Source organism: Streptomyces sp. 3MP-14, assembly GCF_006334905.2.
GTDB lineage: Bacteria > Actinomycetota > Actinomycetes > Streptomycetales > Streptomycetaceae > Streptomyces > Streptomyces triticirhizae.
Window position 1 is genome coordinate 394,753 of sequence record NZ_VDLZ02000003.1, and the last position, 16,974, is coordinate 411,726.

The following is a 16,974-nucleotide window of genomic DNA, read 5'->3' on the forward strand; positions in this document are numbered from 1 at the left end:
TCCAACAGGTCACGACCCTAGGCAGGTTGCCGGCCGGCGGTCAAAGGGTTGACCGCGATTGACGGCGATCACCTTGGGTGAACGGTCGCACCACCCGCCGTGGGGCCCGTTCCGGCCCGGGCGCCCGGGCCGTGGGCGCGCTCCCACATTGGACATCGTTTACTATCCGGAACTCGCCTGCGCGCCCTGGCATCCCGGTAGATGAGCGGATAGCGTCGCGCAAGTCGCCATCCCCGTACGGATCTTGCACGGATCTTCGCCAGAGCCGGTCACGACTCCCCAGGTACTGACTTTGGTTGATCGCTCAGCGTCATCGCCCAGAGTTGCCGAGCCGGCCGAGGCGGACATCCGCGTCCACCCCCCTCATGCCGTTGGAGCCGCAATGCCACGACGCCGATGGACCGGGCCCCTGCTGCTCGCCGTCTCCCTGACCGTGCTCACCCCGATCGCCGTCACCGCCACCGCCTCCGCCTCCGACGACGGCGGCGCGCCCCCGGCCGCCGAGGCCGCCCGCTCCGCCGGCGCCGCCGCCGGGGACGTCGAGGCCGCCGCCGTTCCGCTGGAGAACCTGACCGCCGACACCACCCAGGTCGCCGCCGGGCTGCGCCGCCCGACGGCGCTGGTCGCGCCGGACGACGGCAGCGGCCGGCTGTTCATCACCGAGAAGCCGGGCACCGTCCGCGCCTACCACCCGGACACCGGCCTGGAGGCCACCCCGCTGCTGGACATCGGCGACCAGGTGGACTTCAGCGCCAACGAGCGCGGCCTGCTGGGCATCGCGGCGCCGCCGGACTTCGCCGACAGCCAGGAGCTGTACCTGGCGTACACCGCCGCCGAGGACGGCGCGGTGACGCTGGCCCGCTACGGGCTGAACGACGACAGCCTGGAGGTGCTGCTCAGCCAGGAGCACCCCGAGTACGACAACCACAACGGCGGTCAGCTCGCCTTCGGCCCCGACGGCTACCTCTACCTGTCGATCGGCGACGGCGGCGGCTCGGGCGACCCGTTCGACACCGGGCAGCGGGTCGACACCCTGCTCGGCAAGATCCTCCGCGTGGACGTCAACTCGGCCTGCGGTGACCTCAACTACTGCGTGCCGGAGGACAACCCGTTCGTCGGCGTCGAGGGCGCGCGCGAGGAGATCTGGGCGTTCGGGCTGCGCAACCCGTGGAAGTTCTCCTTCGACCCGGCCGACGGCTCGCTGTGGATCGGCGACGTCGGGCAGGGCGTGATGGAGGAGGTCAACCACCTGCCGGCCGGCGAGGGCGGCGCCAACTTCGGCTGGTCCTGCCGCGAGGGCGACGACGAGTTCGACCCCGCGCAGTGCGACCCGAATTCCGAGCTGACCGAGCCGATCTTCACCTACCCGCTGACCGGCGGCAACTGCGCCGTGATCGGCGGACAGGTCTACCGGGGCCAGGAGTTCGCCGACCTGGCCGGCGGCACCTATGTGGCCGTCGACTACTGCTCCTCGCGGGTCTTCGGCATCCGGCCCGACGGCAACGGTGGCTACGACACCGCCGAGATCGGCAACGTGGGCCAGAACAGCACCCAGATCACCGCGATCGGCACCACGGTGGAGGGCGAGTTCTACGCCGTCAACGACCTGCCGGGCGGCCTGCACCGGATCACCTTCGAGGAGACCGCGCCGGCCAGCACCTGCCAGGTCGCCGTGACGACCGAGTCCTGGAACAACGGCTACAACGCGGAGATCACCCTCACCAACACCGGCGAGGAGCCGGTCGAGGGCTGGGAGTTGGCGTTCACCCTGGCCGAGGGCCAGCGGTTCGTCTCCGGCTGGGGCGGGGTCTTCTCCGCCACCGGTGACACGGTGGTGGCCCGCAACGACGAGCACAACGCGACCATCGGGGCCGGCGAGAGCCTGACCCTCGGGGTGGTCGCCCGCCACAGCGGCGACGCCACGGCGCCGACGGCGTTCACCCTCAACGAGGGCGCTTGCGCCCTGGGTTGACGCTCCCCCGGTGACACGCGGACGCCCGCCGGCCCGGAGGCCGGCGGGCGTTCGGCGTTGTGGGGGCTTGTGTGTGGGTGGGGGCCGGGCTTCCGCGCGGGGGTGTCCGTCAGGAGGGCAGTTCCCCCCGCCGCACGGCGGCGACGAACGACGCCCAGCCGGCCAACGGGAAGTCGAGGGCCGGCACGTCGGACTGCTTGCTGTCCCGGACCGGAACAACGCCGGCCGACGCGAAGGTCCGCGAAAACTCCACGCACTCGCCTCCCGTGCCCTGGCTGTACGACGACTTGACCCACTCGGCAGCGGCGAAACGGTCGAGAGTGTTCATGACTGCGGCTCCTTAGAGAGCGAAGTGATCAGGGCCAGCGATGCGTCCAGGGGCAAGGCGTTGGCCCGCAGGCGATCATAGTTATCCCGCCCCCAGGCAACGGTCCGCGCCGAGTCGTAGAGCCTGCCTCCACGGGGATCGTCGGAGTACAACACGCTGGGCCTATTGTCGAACATGAGCACGGTGTAGGGCATCAGATAGGGCGCTGCCGCGCCCGCCGAGAAGGGCAGCACCTGGATGTCGATCCTGGGTGAGGAGGCGGCCGCCGCCAGTCGCGCGAGCTGTTCGACCATGACATCGGCTCCACCGACGACGGTACGGAGACACGCCTCGTGGAGGATGACCCAGAGATCCGGAGGCGCCGGCCGTTCGAAGATGGCCTGCCGACTCAGCCGGGCGGCGGTCTTCCCGTCAATGAACGCCTCCTCGTCCCGGTGGAGCGCCGCCGAGTAGACGGCGCGGGCATAGTTCTCCGTCTGGAGGAGGCCGGTCACCAGCGTCGCCGAGAAGTTCAGAATCCGGGATGCCTTCCCCTCCAGATCGAGGTACGGCAGAAACCACGAGGGATGGTCCCCCTCGTCGATGCTCCGCAACTCGTCCACGAAGAGGCCGTTGGTGCCGAACGCGAGGTCGCACCCCTGGGCGAACTTCTGGCTGGGAAGGAGCTTGCCTCCCTCGACCATGCTCACATACCCGACCGAGTATCCCGTCGCCGTGGCGAGGTGACGTTGTGTGAGGTTGCGTCCGAGGCGGACGCGCCTGACCTTCTCGCCATAACGCCGCAGCGGGTTGGTCGGTTGGTCGTCCTCGGGCTGACTGAACTCGGAGGCCCCCGAAGGCCCACGCCCCATCCTGACCTGCCCCTTCGTGATCCGGAGCCGCGACATCGCAGGTAGCGGTGTTAAGAGCACCGATTGAACACCCCACAGCATAGGCGGCGTTGGGATACATCTGTAACCGACTCAGTACCCCTCGCAGCCAATGCGGGGCGGCGGGCGACGAGGTCCGATGTTTCTTCTCTGGTTCAAGGAGGCCGTCACATGATCATGTACCTTCGCCGCGACGAGATCGATCTGGCGTACGACGAGGACGACCCACTGGGTGTCGTCGCGGAGTTGGAGAAGGCCCTTCGTCGCCATGGACTCAAGCTGCCGAGCCTCGGCCTGGATCAGGACTACCTGGACGCCACCGACGGGCGGTCCGTGCTCGTCGAGTTGGGCGCCTGTCGAGGTGACGTTGTTCGGCGGATCACGGACATCCTCAACGGGGCACCCGTGGAGCGGCAGGTTCCCCCGGAGCCCGTGACGGTGGGGTAGCTCTCCGGCCTGCCCGTGTGGCCTGAACGACCGACGCCCGCCGGCCCGGAGGCCGGCGGGCGTTCGGCCTCGTGGGGTGCGGGTGGTGTCGCGTGTGTCCGGTTTGTCTGCGGGCCGGTGGCCGGTGCGGGGCAGCCCGACTGATCGTTTGGTTCGTTGACGAGACTCTGGGGTGGGGTTGGGGCTCTGGCGCGGGCTACGACGCTGGGCCTAGATGGCGCACGATCGGCCGGGTGCGGGCGTAACGAATGCCGGCAGGAGGCTGGCTGGGAGGGGGGGGCGCGGCTTCCGGGAGGTGGGGTTTGTTGCCGCCAAGGGTGGTCGGGAATGGCGGTGCGTGCCCTCCGGGCGCAGGGACTGCGGCTTGTTCGGGGGTCGTTTGGTGGGTGGGGGCGTGCGTGGCGCGCACCGGCTTCGCCGGCCTGCCCCGGCATGTCGCCCGTCTCGGATGTGACCGATCGTCGGGCGGCTGAAAGGGGGACGGCCCGTCGCCTCACCCCTGCTGGCAGGACGGGGCGCCGGTCAACGACCACGCTGCCGCGCGAACATCGCCTGCCGGTCGGGTAGTCCGCACCTTGTCGACTTCCGGGCAGGGGGGTGGGGGTCTCTTTCTGTAGGTGCCCGTCTAGAGTTGAACGATCTGTTCACTTCCAAACGGGCACCTATAAAAAAGGTCCCCCACCCCCCGCGCGCCCGCCCTCGGAAGTCGACGGCCCGCGGACTACCAATACGACAGACTATGTTCGCGCGGCAGCGTGGTCATGAACCGAACACCCCACCCACCGCCCGCCGACCAGAACAACCGCAACCGTCCCCACGAGACGCCCGACGATCCGTCACGTCCGAGACGGGCGACATGCCGGGGCAGGCCGGCGAAGCCGGTGCGCGCCACGCACGCCCCCAGCGGCCAAACGGCCCCCGAACAAGCCGCAGTCCCTGCGCCCGTGGGGCACGGTCGCCATCACCCACCACTCCCGACGGCAACGAACCCCACCTCCCGGAAGCCCCGCCCCCCTCCCAGCCAGCCTCCTGCCAGCATTCGTTACGCCCGCATCCGGCCGATCGTGCGCCATCTAGGCCCGGCGTCGTGGTCCGCGCCAGAACCTTCCACCCCCGTGGGCGCGTCTCGTCGACCAACAGAACGACCAGTCGGGCTGCCCCGCACCGGCCACCGACCCGCAGACAAACCCCGCACCCACCACCCCACCCGCACCCCCACGAGGCCATGGGTAACAAGAAGTTCACGCACGCCTCTTGTGCTGAGCCCCCGGTGACAGTGCAATGTCACCCACTACATTGCACTGTCCACCCGGGCGCCCTCTTCTCGGCGGCGTCGGAGACGGCGGGATCGTCATGAGCAAGTTCCCTTTTCCGCAGGCCGGTTCGGCCGGTTCGGCCGGTTCGGCGTCCGGCCCGGCGTCCGGTGCGGCCGCCGTGCGGGTGGGTGGGCCGGTGGGACGGACGTTGGGGAGTGGGCAGGTGCGGCTGGTCGGCGGGCTGTTGGGCCGCTGGCAGCGGCGCAACGCCGACGCGACCTTGCCGCACGCGCTCGCCGAGTTGACCCGAGCCGGCAACCTGGCGAACTTCCGGCGGCTGACCGCCGACAACCCGGGCCGCTACCGGGGCCGTTACCCGTTCCTCGACACCGACGTCTACAAGACCCTGGAGGGCCTGGTCTCCGAGCTGGCCCGGGGCGCGGCCGGGCCAGAGGCGGAGGCGTTCTGGGCGGAGAGCGTCGCGCTGATCGAGGCGGCGCAGGCGCCGGACGGCTATCTGGGCACCTACTTCCAGGGCCGGGACGCCGCGAAGTCGCCCTGGAGCGACCTGGCCTGGGGCCACGAGCTGTACAACCTCGGCCACCTGATCCAGGCCGCGGTGGCCGCCGCCCGGCAACTCGGCGACGGGCGGCTGCTGGCCGTGGCCCGCCGCTTCGCCGACCTGGCCGTGGAACGCTACGGCCCGGCGGGCGAGCCGCTGTACTGCGGCCACCCCGAGGTGGAGATGGCGCTGGTCGAGCTGTACCGGGAGACCGGCGAGCCGGCCTATCTGACGCAGGCGCGGCTCTTCGTCGCCCGGCGCGGCGCCGGCCGGCTGACGCACGGCATCTTCCCGCCGTCCTACTTCCAGGACGAGGTGCCGCTGCGCGACCTCCCGTCCGTCACCGGCCACGCCGTGCGGATGGTCTATCTGGCGGCCGGCGCCACCGACCTGGTCCTGGAGGGGGAAGCCGAGGCGCCGGTGCCGCTGGCCCAACTGGAGCGGCTCTGGGACGACATGGTCGCCGCCAAGCTGTATCTGACGGGCGGCCTGGGCAGCCGGCACGCGGACGAGGCGATCGGCGACCGCCACGAGCTGCCCGCCGAGCGGGCCTACGCCGAGACCTGCGCCGCTATCGGCACGATGCAGTGGGGCTGGCGGCTGTTCCTGGCCACCGGCCGCGCGGACGTGCTGGACGTGGTGGAACGGGTGTTGTTCAACGCGTTCGCCGTCGGCACCTCGGTGGACGGCCGCGCGTTCTTCTACGACAACCCGCTCCAGCGCCGCCCCGACCACGAGCAGCGCAGCGGCGCCGAGTCGGGCGGCGAGCCGCTGCGCCGGGCCTGGTTCGGCTGCCCGTGCTGCCCGCCCAACATCGTGCGCTGGGTCGCCCAGTTCCAGGACCACCTCGCGGTGGCCTCCGCGTCCACGCTGACCCTCGCGCTCTATGCGGACGCCGAACTCCGCTCCGCGCCGCTGGATGTCACCGCCCGCACCGACTACCCGTGGGAAGGGCGGGTCACGGTCACCGTGGACCGGGCCGCCGAGGGCGACCGCACGCTGGCGCTGCGGGTGCCCGGCTGGGCGCGCGGCGCGACGGCGCACCTCAACGGCGAACGGGTCGGGACGGGCGCCGAGCCCGGCTGGCTGCGGCTGACCCGGGAGTGGGCGGCGGGCGACACGGTGGTGCTCGAACTCCCGCAGCGCGTCCGGGCGGTGCGGGCGCACCCGCACAACGACGCGGCGCGCGGCACCCTCGCCGTGCTGCGCGGCCCGCTCGTCTACTGCGTCGAGCAGCAGGACGCCGGCGCGCCCGTGGACGACCTGCTGCTGACCGCCGCCGACCTGCCCGGCGTCCGGGAGGAACGGGACGAGACGACCTGGGGCCAGCCGGTGGTCACCCTCGCCACCGAGCTGGCCGTGGCGCCGGAGGCCGCGCCGGAGCCGTACCCGGAGGCCGCGCCGGAGCCGGCTCCCGCGACGGCCCCCGCAACGACGAACGGAACGACGAACGGAACGACGAACGCAACGACGAGCGGAACGACGAGCGAGGCGGCTGACGACGAGGCGGCGAGCGACGCGCGGGAGCGCGTGCCGGTGCGCCTGGTGCCCTACTTCCTGTGGGGCAACCGGGAGCCGGGGGCCATGCGCGTGTGGCTGCGGCAGTTCTGACGGCGACCGCTCCGACGACCCGGCCGCTCCGACGGCCCGGCAGGAACGCGACGACGGCCGTAGCGACGGCCGCGCCGAGACGAATCCGGCGGCCGGGCCGTCGATCCCCTGGCTCGAACCCGAGCCGTGGACCCGAGACGAATGAAGGAGCCCCGTGAGAAACCCACTGCGCAACCCCGCGCGCCCATCGGTCCTTGTGAAGGGGGCGGCGCTCGCCGCCACCGCCGCCCTGGCGCTGGTCGCGTGTTCCGGCGGCGGGCCCGACGGGGGCGGCGGCCCCGGCGGCGGGGAGACGTCGTACACCGACACCCCGGCCAGGGGCGGCACCGTCACCCTGCTCCAGAACGCCGACTTCTCCTATCTCGACCCGGCCCGCGGCTTCGACGGCGGCGTCAACAACTTCTACCGGCTGGTCTACCGCACGCTGACCACCTCGGCGCCCGCCGACTCCGACGACCCCTCGGCCGTCGTGCCCGACCTGGCGACCGACCTGGGCACCCCGTCCGAGGACGGGCTGAGCTGGACGTTCACCCTCAAGGACGGGATCGCCTTCGAGGGCGGGCAGCCCATCACCTCGGCGGACGTGAAGTTCGGCATATCGCGCGCCTGGGACCCGGAGTTGGGCATCGGCTCCCCGTGGGCGCGCCAGGTCATCGACGCGCCCGAGGACTACGAGGGCCCCTACCGCTCCGGCCCGCTGGAGACGATCGAGACGCCCGACGAGAAGACGATCGTCTTCCATCTCAAGGAGCCCTTCCCCGAGTTCAGCTCCGTGGTCGCGCAGCCGAACTTCGTCCCGTTCCCCGAGGGCACCGGCGCCGGGGACGAGTTCATCAACGACATCATCGCCTCCGGCCCCTACACCGTGGACTCCTACACCCCGGGCAGCTCCATCGAGCTGGTCCGCAACGAGGCGTGGGACCCGGAGACCGACGACGTGCGGCCGGCGTACCCGGACCGCTGGAACATCGTGATCGGCCTGGACGCCGCCACCATCGACGAGCGGCTGCTCGCCGGGCAGGGCGCGGACGTCAACGCGTTCTCCGGGACGATCCAGCCGGCGACGCTGCCCCGCGTGCAGACCCCGCAACTCCAGGACCGGCTGCTGGAGTTGCCCAGCGTCTGTCTGACCTATCTGGGGATGAACACCACCAAGGAACCGTTCGACGACGTGCGGGTGCGGCAGGCCGTCAACTACGCGGTGGACAAGGCGGCGGTGCGCACCGCCAGCGGCGGCACCCAGCTCGCCGAACTCGCCACCACCATCCTGCCGCCGACCGTCGCCGGCCACCGCGAGTACGACCGGTACCCGAGCGAGGACCACGCCGGTGACATCGAGGCCGCCCGCGAGCTGCTGGCCGAGGCCGGGCTGGCCGACGGCTTCGACATGACGCTGGACATCAGGGCGCAGCCGAAGATGCAGGCGCAGGCCGAGGCGATCCAGCAGGCCCTCGAACGGGTCGGCATCACGGTGGAGTTGAACGTGATCGACACCTCCACGTTCTACGAGACCATCGGCACCACCTCGCTCCAGCACGACGCGGCGATCACCGGCTGGTGCCCGGACTGGGCGTCGTCGGCGTCCACCTTCCTGCCGCCGCTCTTCGACGGCCGCGTCATCACCGATGTCGGCAACTCCAACCTGGCGCAGCTCGACGACGAGGGCGTCAACGCGCGGATCGACGAGATCCGCGCCATGACCGACCTGGCGGCCGCCAACGAGGAGTGGGGCCAACTCGACGAGGAGATCATGGAGTTGGCGCCCATCGTGCCGCTGGCCTTCGAGTCCTCGCTGGCGCTGCCCGGGGAGAACCTGACCGGGCTGCACTCCTCGCCGGGCGCCGCCACCGGCGGCATCGACCTGGTGCTCGTCGGCCTGCGGGACCCCGAGCGGGGCTGAGCGATGACGACGATCCCGACGGACGCCCTGGTCAGGGAGGAGGGTGGCGCGCCGGCCGGCACGGACGGCGCGCCACCGCCCCCGGCCGCGCACGCCTGGCGCGCGCTGCTGGCCGACCGGGGCGCGGTGCTCAGCGGCGCCTACATCCTGCTGGTGGTGCTGATGGCGGTGTTCGCGCCGCTGATCGTGAAGGTCAGCGGCTGGGGCCCGTACGCGTTCGACCAGACGGCGATCGACCCCGACCTGGCGGGGATGCCGATCGGCGGCTGGGGCGGCGCCGGCGGCGAGCACTGGTTCGGCGTGGAGCCGGGCAACGGGCGGGACATCTTCGCCCGGATCGTCTACGGCGCCCGCGCCTCGATGCTGATCGCGGTCGCGGCGACCGCCCTGACCACGCTGCTGGGCGTGGTGTTCGGGCTGCTGGCCGGGTTCTTCGGCGGGCGGGTCGACTGGGTGATCTCGCGGGTCATGGACTTCCTGATGGCCTTTCCCGCGCTGATCTTCATGATCGCGATCCTGTCGGCGCTGCCGGCGGGCAACCGGGCCACGCTGCTGGTGCTGGTGATCTCGGTCTTCGGCTGGCCGTATCTGGCGCGGGTGGTGCGGGGGCAGACGATGTCGCTGGCGCAGCGGGAGTTCGTGGAGGCGGCCCGGGCCTCGGGCGCGAGCCGGACGGCGATCGTCTTCCGGGAGATCCTGCCGAACCTGCGGTCCACCATCATCGTGCTGACGACGCTGGCCGTGCCCGGCTACATCGGAACGGAGGCCGGGCTGTCGTTCCTCGGCGTGGGCGTGGTGCCGCCGACGCCGTCCTGGGGGCAGATGATCGCCTCCTCGGTCAACTGGTACTCGGTGGTGCCGACCTACTTCGCGATCCCGGGCGCGTTCCTCTTCCTGCTGGTGCTGTCGTTCACCGTGCTCGGCGACCGGCTGCGCGCGGTGCTGGACCGGGAGGTGCCGCGCTGATGACGCGTTTCCTGCTGTCCCGGCTGGCCGGCGTCGTGCTCATCCTGCTGCTGGTCTGCCTGTTCACGTTCGGCGTGTTCTTCGTGCTGTCGCCCGACCCGGCGGTGCAGATCTGCGGCAAGAACTGCACGCCGGAGCTGATCGACCGCATCCACACCAACCTGGGCCTGGACAAGCCGCTGCTGACGCAGTTCCTGACGTTCCTCGGCGGGCTGTTCGCCGGCCGCACCTACGGGGTCGGCGAGTCGGCGACGCACTGCGCGGCGCCCTGCCTGGGCTACTCGTTCCAGTCCAGCCAGCCGGTGTTCGAGATGATCACCGACCGGCTGCCGGTCTCGGTGACGGTCGCCGTCGGCGCGGCCGTGCTGTGGCTGCTGGCCGGCGTCGCCGGCGGGCTGGTCGGGGCGCTGAAGCGCGGCAGTTGGTGGGACCGGGGCGCGATGGTGGTCGCGCTGTCCGGGATCTCGATCCCCAACTACGTCTTCGCGCTGGTCCTCCAGTACGTGCTGGTCGTGGAGCTGGAGTGGCTGCCGTTCCCGCAGGCCGTGCCGTTCTCCGAGGACCCGACGCGCTGGTTCCAGAGCTATCTGATGCCGTGGATCGTGCTGGCCTTCGCCTACGCCTCGGTCTACGCCCGGCTGACCCGGGCCAACGTGATCGACACCCTCGGCGAGAACTATGTGCGCACCGCCCGCGCCAAGGGCCTGCCGAGGCATCTGGTGATCCGCCGGCACGCGCTGCGGCCCGCGCTCACGCCGGTGGTGACGATCTTCGGGATGGACTTCGCCGGGCTGCTCGGCGGCGCGTTGATCACCGAGACGGTGTTCGGGCTCAACGGCGTCGGCAAGATGACGGCCGACTCCATCGCGCGCAACGACCAGCCGGTGATCATGGGCGTCACGCTGCTGGCCGCCGCGTTCGTCGTCGTCGGCAACGTGGTCGTGGACCTGGTGTACACGGCCCTGGACCCGAGGGTGCGGGTGAGGGTGTCATGAACGGACGCGACGCGGAGCTGCTGCGGGTCGAGGATCTGACCGTCACCTTCGACGGGCCGCGCGGACCGGTCGACGTGGTGCGGGAGTTGAGCCTGTCCGTCGAACCCGGCGGCTCGCTGGGCATCGTCGGCGAGTCGGGCTCGGGCAAGTCCATGACCTCGCTGGCCGTCATGGGGCTGCTGCCGCCCGGCGCCCGCCGCGCCGGCCGGGTGTGGCTCTCCGGCCGGGAGCTGACCGCGCTGGGGGAGCGGCAGCTGCGCCGGATGCGCGGCGACCGGGTGGCGATGGTCTTCCAGGACCCGCTCTCCTCGCTCAACCCGTACTACACCGTGGGCACCCAGATCGCCGAGGCGTACCGCGCGCACCGGCAGCGCGCCACCCGCCGCGAGGCGCGCCGGGTCGCGATCGAGGCGATGGAACGGGTCCACATCGACGAGGCGGCCCGCCGCGTCGACCACTACCCGCACCAGTTCTCCGGCGGGATGCGGCAGCGGGTGATGATCGCGATGGCCCTGTGCACCGAGCCCGACCTGCTGATCGCCGACGAGCCGACGACCGCGCTCGACGTCACGGTGCAGGCGCAGATCCTGCGGCTGCTGGCCGAGGTGCGGCGCGACACCGGCGCCGGCCTGGTGCTGATCACCCACGACCTGGCGGTGGTCAGCGAGGTCGCCGACGAGGTGCTGGTGATGCGCGCCGGCGCGTGCGTGGAGCGGGCCGACGCGGAACGGCTCTTCTCCGATCCCCAACACCCCTACACCCGGGCCCTGTTGGACGCGGTGCCCCGGCTGGACGACGAGCTGGGCGAGCTGCGCGCCGTCGGCGAGCCCGCCGACGGGAGCGGCGGCCACGAGGCTGGCCACGCGACGGACCGAGGAGACGAAGGATGACCGAGGACGCGCCCCTGCTGAGCGCCCGTGGCCTGGTGCGGGAGTTCACCTCGCGCGGCGGCGGCCCGCTGGCCCGCCGCCGGGTGCTGCGCGCCGTCGACGGCGTCGACCTCGACGTGCGCGCCGGCGAGACCCTGGCGCTGGTCGGCGAGTCCGGCTCCGGCAAGTCGACAACGGCCCGGCTCGCGGCCCGGCTGCTCGACCCCACCGAGGGAACGGTCAGCTACCAGGGCGAGGATGTCACGCGGCTGACCGGCGCCGCGCTGCACCACTTCCGCTCCCAGGTGCAGGTGGTCTTCCAGGACCCGTTCTCCTCGCTCAATCCCCGGCACACCGTCGAGCGCATCGTCACCGCGCCGCTGCGCTACCAGCGGCGCCCGGTCCCCGGCGGCGCCCGGGCGTTCACCCGCGCGCTGATGGAACGCGTCGGGCTCAACCCGGACCACAGCGGCCGCCACCCCGCGCAGTTCTCCGGCGGGCAGGCCCAACGCATCGGCATCGCCCGGGCGTTGGCCGTCGGGCCCCGCATCGTCGTCTGCGACGAGGCGGTCTCGGCGCTGGACGTCTCCGTGCAGGCCCGGGTGATCAACCTGCTGCGGCGGCTCCAACGCGAGGAGGGCCTGGGCTATCTCTTCATCGCCCACGACCTGGCCGTGGTGCGGCAGATCGCCGACCGGGTCGCCGTGCTGCACCACGGGCGGGTGGTGGAGAGCGGCGACCGGGACAGCCTCTTCGCCGCGCCCCGACACGCCTACACCCGCACCCTGTTGGCCGCCGTGCCACGCATCCGCCCCGAGTGGGAGGCCGCGCGCCGGGCGCGGGCCGCCGAACGCGCCGCCGCCACGCCACCCGAGGAGGAGAGCCGATGACCCACCAGACGACCGGAGGGGCCGAACGGGCCGACGAGGGCTACCCGTTGGGCGGCCTGTGGCTGCGCGAGCACCGGGTGACCGTTCCGATGGCGTGGGAGGCGCCCGACGGGCGGGAGCTGACCGTCTTCGCCCGCGAGGTCTGCGACCCCGAACGCCGCGCCGAGGACCTGCCGCTGCTGCTCTACCTCCAGGGCGGGCCCGGCGGCGCGGCGCCGCGCCCGCTGGACCGCTCCGGCTGGCTCGGCGAGGCGATCCGCCACTACCGGGTGGTGCTGCTCGACCAGCGCGGCACCGGCCGCAGCAGCCCCGTGGACGGCGCCGTGCTGACCGCGCTGGGCTCCGCCGAACGCGGCGCCGCGTACCTGGCCCACTTCCGGGCCGACGCCATCGTCGCCGACGCCGAGCACCTGCGCCGCACCGTCTACGGCGGCCGGCGCTGGGCCACCCTGGGCCAGAGCTACGGCGGCTTCCTCACCCTCGCCTATCTCTCCCGCGCGCCCGAGGCGCTGACCGCCTGCTATGTCACCGGCGGGCTGCCGGGACTGCCGCCCGACGCCGCCGAGGTCTACCGCCGCACCTATCCCCGGGTCGCCGCCAAGAACCGCCAGTTCTACGACCGTTACCCGCAGGACGTGGAACGCGCCGCCGCCGTCGCCGACCTGCTCGCCGAGGGCGGCGTCCGGCTGCCCGACGGCGACGAGCTGACCGTGCGCCGCTTCCAGACCCTCGGCCTGGACCTGGGCATGAAGCCCGGCGCCGAGCGGCTGCACTGGCTGCTGGACGAGGCGTTCGCCGCGCCCGGCCGGCTCTCCGACGCCTTCCTCCAGCAGGTGCTGGTCCGCACCTCGGCCGCCGCCAACCCGCTGTTCTGGACCATGCAGGAGACCATCTACGCCGACGACGCCTCCGGCGCCACCGGCTGGGCCGCGCAGCGGGAACGCGCCCGGCACCCACACTTCGACCCCGACGCGCGCCCGCTGTACTTCACCGGCGAGATGGCCTACCCCTGGATGCTGGCGGAGATCAGGGCGCTCCGCCCGTTCCGCCCGGCCGTCGAGGCGCTGGCCGCGCGCGCCGACTTCGGCCCGCTCTACGACCTTCAGCGGCTGGCCGCCAACGAGGTGCCGGTGGCCGCCGCCGTCTACTTCGACGACATGTATGTGGACGCGCACCTCCAACTCGCCACCGCCGAGCGGCTCGGCAACACCCGGGTGTGGGTCACCAACGAGTACGAGCACGACGGGATCGGCGACGGACGGGTGCTGGCCCGGCTGCGGGAGTCCGTCAGGGACCGGGGAGGAGAGCTGCGGTGAACGGTTCGGAGGGCGCGGCGCGCCCGCCCACGGAAGGGTCCCCGCCCACCAACGGGGCACGCTGGTACCGGGGATGGCGCGCACCGCCCGGCCCGGCCCGTTCCGCCGCGCCCACGACCGGACCGTCCCGCCCGAACGTCGAGGCCGGCGCCGTCGAGGAGTGGACGCGCCACCCCGCCACCCCGCAGCCCGCCGCTCCCTAGACGACCCCGACGCCCCCCAACTCCCGTTCCACCCAACCCGATCGGAGATCGATGAGTACCACCGCTTCGCGGCCGGCATGGCATGGCGTCCACGTCGCCACGGCCCTGCCGTTCACCGAGACCCGCGAGGTCAACCACGACGCCTACGCCGACCACGTCCGGTTCCTCGCCGAGAACGGCTGCGACGGGGTGTGCCCCAACGGCTCGCTCGGCGAGTACCAGACGCTCACCGACGCCGAGCGCGCCGCCGTCGTCGAGACCGCCGTCGCGGCGGCGCCGGCCGGCTTCGGCGTGATGCCGGGGGTCGCGGCCTACGGCGCGCTGGAGGCGGCCCGCTGGGCCGAGCAGGCGGCGGCGGCCGGCGCCAGCAGCGTGCTGCTGCTGCCGCCCAACGCCTACCGGGCCGGGCCCGAGACCGTCGTGGAGCACTACCGGGAGGTCGCCGCCGTCGGCCTGCCCGTCGTCGCCTACAACAACCCGCTCGACACCAAGGTCGACCTCACGCCCGAGCTGCTGGCCCGGCTCGCCGACGAGGAACTCATCGTCGCCGTCAAGGAGTTCTCCGGCGACGTGCGGCGCGCCTACCAGATCGCCGAGCTGGCGCCCGACCTCGACCTGCTGATCGGCGCCGACGACGTGCTGCTGGAGCTGGGCCTGGCCGGCGCCGTCGGCTGGATCGCCGGCTACCCCAACGCGCTCCCCACCGCCACCGTCGAGCTGTACCGGCTGGCGACCTCGAAGGACCCGGCCGACCTGGCCCGCGCGCTGCCCCTCTACCGGGAGCTGCACCCGCTGCTGCGCTGGGACTCGAAGACGGAGTTCGTGCAGGCCATCAAGTTGTCGATGGACGTCGTCGGCCGGCCGGGCGGCGCCTGCCGCCCGCCGCGCTCCCCGCTGCCGCCCGAGGTCGCCGCCCGCGTGGTCGCCGACACGGAGGCGGTGCTGGCGAAGGGGCACCGGTGAGGAGCACCCGCGTCGTGCACGCCGTCGACTCCCACACCGAGGGGATGCCGACGCGCGTGGTCACCGGCGGCGTCGGGGTCCTCCCCGGCGCCACCATGGCGGAGCGGCGCGCCTGGTTCGTCGAACACCGCGACGAGCTGCGGGAGTTCCTGGTCAACGAGCCGCGCGGGCACGGCGCGATGAGCGGCGCGATCCTCCAGCCGCCGACCCGGCCCGACGCCGACATGGGCGTGCTGTTCATCGAGGTCAGCGGCGTGCTGCCGATGTGCGGGCACGGCACCATCGGGGTGGCGACGGTGCTGGTGGAGACCGGCATGGTGCCGGTCGTCGAGCCCGTCACCACCGTCCGGCTGGACACCCCGGCCGGCCTGGTGGTCGCCGAGGTCGCGGTCGCCGACGGCGCCGCCCGCTCGGTGACGCTGCGCAACGTGCCGTCGTTCGCGGTCGGGCTGGACCGCACGGTGCGGGTGCCCGGCCACGGGGAGGTCCGCTACGACCTGGCGTTCGGCGGCAACTTCTACGCCGTCGTCCGCCTCGCCGAGCTGGGCCTCCCCTTCGAACGGGCGGCCGGCGGGCGGATGTTGGCGGCCGCGCTGGCCCTGATGGACGCCATCAACGAGACCGATCCGCCCGTCCACCCGGAGCGGCCCGACATCGCCGGCTGCCACCATGTCTATCTGGAGGCGCCCGGCTCCACCGCGCGCCACTCCCGGCACGCGATGGCCATCCACCCCGGCTGGTTCGACCGTTCCCCCTGCGGGACCGGCACCAGCGCCCGGATGGCCCAGCTGCACGCCCGTGAACTGCTGCCGCTGGACACCGACTTCGTCAACGAGTCCTTCATCGGCACCCGCTTCACGGGCCGGCTGGTCGAGCGCACCGAGGTCGCCGGGCGCCCCGCCGTGGTGCCCACGATCACCGGCCGGGCGTGGATCACGGCGACCGCGCAGTACCTCCTCGACCCGGAGGACCCGTTCCCCCGGGGGTTCGTGATGTAGGCGCGGCGGCGAGGGCGGCCGGCGGGCGCCGGGCGCCACCGGGCAGCATGGTTGCCCCGCACAACGGCGTGCGGGGCCGCCTCGCGCGGCACCGGGGAGGGCAGCACAAGTGACGGCTTCGGAGGGGAACATGGACACAGCGCCGATCGCGGGGTTGGGCCCGTTGAACAAGCGGGAACGGCTGCGCGAGATGGTGGCCGACGCGCTCCGGGCGGCGGTGATCTCGGGCGAGATGCGGCCGGGCGCGGTCTACTCGGCGCCCACGCTCAGCCAGATGTTCGGCATCTCGGCCACCCCGGTGCGGGAGGCCATGCTCGACCTGGTGCGGGAGGGCATGGTGGAGGCCCTGCCCAACAAGGGCTACCGGGTGCGGATCGTCCCCGAGGAGGAGCTGGACGAGGTCACCCACGTCCGGCTGCTGCTGGAGCCGCCGACCGTCCGGGACGTGGTGCCGCTGGTGCCGGAGGCGGACTTCCCCCGGCTGCGGGAGCTGGCCGACGCCATCGTGACGGCCGTGCGCGAGGACGACCTGGTGGCCTACATCCACGCCGACCGGGTCTTCCACCTCGCGCTGCTCGACTACGCCGGCAACAGCCAACTCACCACGATCGTCGCCGAGTTGCGGCTACGGACCCGGCTGCTCGGGCTGACCCCGCTGCTGGAGTCCGGACAGTTGGAGTCCTCCGCCCTCGAACACCACGAGCTGCTGGACCGGATCGAGGCGCGGGACGCGGAGGGCGCCCGTTCGCTGATGGAGCGGCACATCGGCCATGTCCGGGGCAAGTGGGCGCGCGGCACACCCGAGGACGGCGGCTCGTGACCGGGCCGC

Annotated in this window: 14 protein-coding genes; 12 read left to right on the forward strand and 2 right to left on the reverse strand. The window is 72.6% G+C overall.

What is annotated here, in order from left to right:
• Positions 1-382 precede the first annotated feature (382 nt).
• Positions 383-1,972, forward strand: a complete 1,590-nt coding sequence (locus FH609_RS06235; protein ID WP_139666160.1) for a PQQ-dependent sugar dehydrogenase — start codon at positions 383-385, stop codon at positions 1,970-1,972.
• A 109-nt stretch (positions 1,973-2,081) separates the two neighbouring features.
• Here FH609_RS06235 and FH609_RS06240 read toward each other — a convergent pair whose 3' ends face one another.
• Together FH609_RS06240 and FH609_RS06245 are read right to left on the reverse strand one after the other, a co-directional pair.
• Positions 2,082-2,300 carry a DUF397 domain-containing protein gene (locus FH609_RS06240; RefSeq protein ID WP_139666161.1) on the reverse strand — a complete coding sequence of 73 codons (219 nt, stop codon included), beginning with the start codon at positions 2,298-2,300 and terminating at the stop codon, positions 2,082-2,084.
• Entirely contained in the window at positions 2,297-3,187 is an 891-nt protein-coding gene (locus FH609_RS06245) for a helix-turn-helix domain-containing protein (RefSeq protein WP_226961440.1), read from the reverse strand. Before FH609_RS06245 ends, FH609_RS06240 begins: the two co-directional genes overlap by 4 nt.
• Positions 3,188-3,340: 153 nt before the next feature.
• On the opposite strand from FH609_RS06245, the gene FH609_RS06250 reads away from it, so the two are divergent.
• The 11 genes from FH609_RS06250 (at position 3,341) to FH609_RS06300 (ending at position 16,965) form a co-directional block, all read left to right on the forward strand.
• Complete coding sequence (locus tag FH609_RS06250; protein WP_193317788.1) at positions 3,341-3,616, forward strand: hypothetical protein; 276 nt, start codon at positions 3,341-3,343, stop codon at positions 3,614-3,616.
• A 1,353-nt stretch (positions 3,617-4,969) separates the two neighbouring features.
• Positions 4,970-7,045 (forward strand): glycoside hydrolase family 127 protein, encoded by a 2,076-nt coding sequence (locus FH609_RS06255; protein WP_139666162.1) that lies wholly within the window; start codon positions 4,970-4,972, stop codon positions 7,043-7,045.
• Positions 7,046-7,199: 154 nt separating this feature from the next.
• Positions 7,200-8,945, forward strand: coding sequence for an ABC transporter substrate-binding protein (locus tag FH609_RS06260; protein WP_226961441.1), 1,746 nt, complete (start codon positions 7,200-7,202; stop codon positions 8,943-8,945).
• 3 nt (positions 8,946-8,948) lie between these two features.
• On the forward strand, positions 8,949-9,911 hold the full coding sequence (locus FH609_RS06265) for an ABC transporter permease (protein ID WP_139666163.1): 963 nt from the start codon (positions 8,949-8,951) through the stop codon (positions 9,909-9,911).
• Complete coding sequence (locus tag FH609_RS06270) at positions 9,911-10,906, forward strand: ABC transporter permease (protein WP_139666164.1); 996 nt, start codon at positions 9,911-9,913, stop codon at positions 10,904-10,906. The genes FH609_RS06265 and FH609_RS06270 overlap by 1 nt, the downstream gene beginning before the upstream one ends.
• Positions 10,903-11,796, forward strand: coding sequence for an ABC transporter ATP-binding protein (locus tag FH609_RS06275; RefSeq protein WP_139666165.1), 894 nt, complete (start codon positions 10,903-10,905; stop codon positions 11,794-11,796). The genes FH609_RS06270 and FH609_RS06275 overlap by 4 nt, the downstream gene beginning before the upstream one ends.
• On the forward strand, positions 11,793-12,665 hold the full coding sequence (locus tag FH609_RS06280) for an ATP-binding cassette domain-containing protein (protein ID WP_139666166.1): 873 nt from the start codon (positions 11,793-11,795) through the stop codon (positions 12,663-12,665). The genes FH609_RS06275 and FH609_RS06280 overlap by 4 nt, the downstream gene beginning before the upstream one ends.
• Positions 12,662-13,981 (forward strand): alpha/beta fold hydrolase, encoded by a 1,320-nt coding sequence (locus FH609_RS06285; RefSeq protein WP_139666167.1) that lies wholly within the window; start codon positions 12,662-12,664, stop codon positions 13,979-13,981. The genes FH609_RS06280 and FH609_RS06285 overlap by 4 nt, the downstream gene beginning before the upstream one ends.
• Before the next feature lie 254 nt (positions 13,982-14,235).
• Positions 14,236-15,147 (forward strand): dihydrodipicolinate synthase family protein, encoded by a 912-nt coding sequence (locus FH609_RS06290; protein WP_139666168.1) that lies wholly within the window; start codon positions 14,236-14,238, stop codon positions 15,145-15,147.
• On the forward strand, positions 15,144-16,145 hold the full coding sequence (locus FH609_RS06295) for a proline racemase family protein (RefSeq protein WP_139666169.1): 1,002 nt from the start codon (positions 15,144-15,146) through the stop codon (positions 16,143-16,145). The genes FH609_RS06290 and FH609_RS06295 overlap by 4 nt, the downstream gene beginning before the upstream one ends.
• A gap of 130 nt (positions 16,146-16,275) precedes the next feature.
• On the forward strand, positions 16,276-16,965 hold the full coding sequence (locus tag FH609_RS06300) for a GntR family transcriptional regulator (RefSeq protein ID WP_139666170.1): 690 nt from the start codon (positions 16,276-16,278) through the stop codon (positions 16,963-16,965).
• The last annotated feature ends 9 nt before the right edge of the window (positions 16,966-16,974 follow it).